This window comes from Thiocapsa sp. (assembly GCF_011390875.1).
Taxonomy (GTDB): domain Bacteria; phylum Pseudomonadota; class Gammaproteobacteria; order Chromatiales; family Chromatiaceae; genus Thiocapsa.
The window spans coordinates 1-3004 of the sequence record NZ_JAABRP010000344.1; the positions used below are offsets into that span (position 1 = coordinate 1).

2 protein-coding genes are annotated in these 3004 nt (G+C 64.1%); both read left to right on the forward strand.

What is annotated here, in order from left to right; all coding sequences use genetic code 11:
- Positions 1-888: 888 nt before the first annotated feature.
- On the forward strand, positions 889-1029 hold the full coding sequence (locus GPT33_RS18180; RefSeq protein ID WP_296811901.1) for a hypothetical protein: 141 nt from the start codon (positions 889-891) through the stop codon (positions 1027-1029).
- Positions 1030-1410: 381 nt separating this feature from the next.
- On the forward strand, positions 1411-2442 hold the full coding sequence (gene pstS, locus GPT33_RS18185) for a phosphate ABC transporter substrate-binding protein PstS (RefSeq protein WP_296811904.1): 1032 nt from the start codon (positions 1411-1413) through the stop codon (positions 2440-2442).
- Positions 2443-3004: the final 562 nt, after the last annotated feature.

The window sequence follows — 3004 nt, forward strand, 5'->3', positions numbered from 1 at the left end:
TGGTCATGAAATGCACCTCGAAATCCGCTTGCGCAAATCCGGCTCACCTGATGGCAGCATCAGATCTGCCGGGGGAGCGCACGTCAAGTCCCGCAGGAAACACGGCGCGAAAAACAAGACGCTCCGACGGATCGGAGATCCAACCGCCTCTGCGCGCTGTGCGTCCAGCGACGCCCGAGAATCGAGGCTCGCGGTGGATCGACGGCCGGTCAAGACGCTGTCCGGGCGCGCAACGGCCTCCGGTTGGAGCAGAGATCCCGTGTTGACGAGCGCTTGAAAACGGCTCCGGGCACAGCGGACGGGCGGGAGGCAGTGGCGGCTGCACTCCCGCCCGCGGCAGACGCCGGCGACCAGGCAACGCGCTGGTCAAACTCGAAGTGTGGCTCGGATTGGCCGAGAAGGTCCCGGTCCGGCGTCGGCTCGGGCGCATCGTCCCGGGCGGGGTGATCGGCGGTGGGCGGGGCGGCTCGCCGATGTGGTTGAGAATCCGCCATGATGGCGTGGATAGCTGTTTTTTGTGTACAGCAGGCAGAGTGATCCTGGAGGCTCGCGGCGAACGTCCGACGACCGCTGTCCGTTGGACTGCTGCCGTTGAGATTAGGGGAACGGATGTCGGCTCCTCGCCGGTGCTCCCCCTCGGATCTCCAGGATTCAGTGACTGATAATAGGGCGGAGGGGCCACGAATGCCGGCGACTCGACTGGCAGCACTCAAGGGAAGATCGACGCGCATGCCGGCACCTGATTGAAAGAATCGTCCGCCAGGCGCACGAAATTTCCGTAGGCCGGCGCAGACTACCCCAAGTCCACTACCCGACGGAGTCTGCAATGGCCATGACGTTCCTCGCTAATCAGGCCACCCGTTGTCGGCGAGCGCGGTGATGCAGGCCATGAAGCAGCAGCGTTTGATTTCGCTGATGGTGAAACCGTCTCAGTCGGCGATCGCGATCGCGTTGAGCGCGAATGCACATCGGCCGGTGCGCCCGCTGCAGGTGAGCGAGCAACTCCCAGAGCCCCAGCGCGCCACTTAAACGCGTATGGTTGCTTGCCAGCAACCTTCACGCCCAGGATCAGACCCATACCGGCGACGACACTGGTCTGGTTGGTTTGCGAAGGGCGGCCCGGCTTGTACGGGCTGGTGAGCGCTAACGGGCAGCTCGCCAGCCACGCATCGAAGCATCCGCCGAGGCGCAGACACTCGGTGAAGTACCGGCATCTGCGGGATCTCGCATCATCACTTCCGAGCAGCGCGGCTTGCTCATCGGCGGGTCACGAATGCGTCACGCACCGGTGCTAAATTGCCTGGGAGGTGGTCGTCTTCAGCCGTGGCTACCGTCTGTTAACGCCGCGTCCAGGTCCAGCCGCGTTCCACAGCCTGCCAAGGCCATCAACCCTGTCGAGGAGCCCAAGTTATGCGTCGTTCACTTGTTGCCGCCTTCGCCCTTGCAGCTCTGGCCAATCTGACATGGACGGCACCCGCCGTGGCACAAGAGGTTCGAATCAACGGTGCCGGGGCAAGTTTCCCCTTTCCACTTTATTCGGCTTGGTTTCGGCACTACAACCGGGTCACCCCCGGTGTCCGGATCAACTATCAGTCGGTCGGCAGCGGGGCCGGGGTGCGGAACCTCATCAATCGCACGGTCGATTTCTCTGCCAGCGATGCAGCGATGACCGACGCCGAGATCGAGGAGGTCCAGGGCGGCGTCGTCGTGCTGCCGATGACCGCCGGTGAGATCGTCCTCGCCTACAACCTTCCGGGCGTGAGCACGCTTCGGCTGCCGCGCGATGTCTACCCGCTCATCTTCTCGGGCGAGGTGACGCGTTGGACTGACCCGCGGATCGTCGCCGCGAATCCCGACGTGACGCTCCCCGATCGACAGATTACGGTCGTGCGCCGCTCGGACAGCTCGGGCACGACCTTCGTCTTCACCCAGCACCTGAGCGCCATCAGCGAGTCGTTCCGCACCAATGTCGGCACCGGGACCTCGGTGAGTTGGCCTGCTCAGCCGAACATCGTGGGCGCACCGCGCAATGACGGCGTCACCGCCCAGGTCAACCAAACGCCCGGCGCGATCGGCTATATCGAGTACTTCTTCGCGACCCAGACCAACTCGCCCATGGCGTTGCTCGAGAACGCCTCCGGGAAGTTCGTCGGACCGGGCGCCGGGGCCGGGCAGGCCGCCCTCGCAAGTGCCGACCTGTCCGGGGATGACCTGCGGATTTGGGTGACCGACCCATCCGACCCCGCGGCCTATCCGATCGCCACCTTCACCTGGATGCTGTTCTACCGGAGCCATGGCAACGACCGGGTCGCCGAAGCCCTGCGCAACTTCGTCACTTGGGCCATGGAGGACGGACAAGGCATGGCGGAGGAGCTCGGCTATATCCCGCTGCCCGAAGTTTTGGTCAAGCGCGTCCTTGCCGAGGTCCCCGAGATCCAGTAGTTGTAGTTCCGGCTGTAGACGCCGTATCCCTGCTGAGTCGTCGACGGCGATCGGCGCGGCAACTCTTGGTCACGGCGATGGCTCCGGCGCTTCGGATTAGGAGCGCCGCTTTTTGGACCGCGTTGGAGTCACTCGATTGCGGTCGATGGGAGACGGATGGTGTCTAAGACCGAATCCCGACGGCCCGCAGTCCCGAATCAAATCGTCGCGCCTGACCCCGCATTTACCACAAGACGCCTGGCTTGCCGCGGATCACGGCCGGGTAGAGCAGGTTCTGGTGCAGCGTGTCGGCACGTCGGTTTCGTAGCGGACGAGGCGAACGTCGAGATCGACGATAAGCTGGCTAACCTCAGGGCCGATGCGCGCAGTCCGGCGGATGTCGCTGTTGATCCCCCGATGCTCCTTACACTGGGGGTTCGCCTGATCGAAAGGAGTCAGGATGACTGGCTCATCGGCGTCTCCGACCCTGCCTCCGACCGATGCTCGGCGTGTAAAGGCCATGGCCGACTGCCTTCCTGCTCGCTTTACCGCCGATCAGCCCTGCATCCCGTTTCTCTTCGCT